The organism is Virgibacillus xinjiangensis, from assembly GCF_042643145.1.
GTDB lineage: Bacteria > Bacillota > Bacilli > Bacillales > Amphibacillaceae > Virgibacillus_O > Virgibacillus_O xinjiangensis.
In genome coordinates, this window is sequence record NZ_JBHRSA010000063.1 from 1 (window position 1) to 533 (window position 533).

Annotated in this window: 1 protein-coding gene; it reads right to left on the minus strand. The window is 46.0% G+C overall.

From position 1 onward, the window contains the following. Positions 1 to 533: group II intron maturase-specific domain-containing protein (locus ACFOGI_RS16770; protein ID WP_390275126.1), on the minus strand; the 533-nt coding region annotated here is incomplete at both ends.

Consider the following 533-nt stretch of genomic DNA (forward strand, 5'->3'; position numbering starts at 1 on the left):
GGTTTTACTTAGTATAGGACTCTCCGCAATTCGCCAGTATCCCTTTCTGGTATTTGCCCATTCATGGGCTTTCCACTTAGGGACACCTAAGCCAATCAGCTTCCTCTTACGAGTCTTTGGAAGTTTCCATTCTTTCCAAAGACACATCCTCATTCGGCGACGAATCCAGGCATCCAGTTTAGAAAAGATGCTCTTCGTATCCGCTAGAGCGAAATACCCGCACCATCCGGTAAGGTATTGGTTCAGCTTTAAGATACGGTATTTCATACTCCATCCTTTCGACCTGGATGTTAGTTCCCGAACCTTTTCCTTTAGACGCTGTATGCTTTTCTTGTGTACACGCACCTTCGGATTGCCGTGAGGTGTGAAACTGAACCCCAGGAATTTTCTTCTCCATGGTCTGTCGACAGCCGATTTCTCTCGGTTCACTTTCAAATGCAGTTTCTTCTCAATGAAGGTAGTGACGGAGTTCAGCACCCGATGACCTGCTTTCCGGGAAGAAACATAAATGTGAAAATCATCTGCGTACCGAA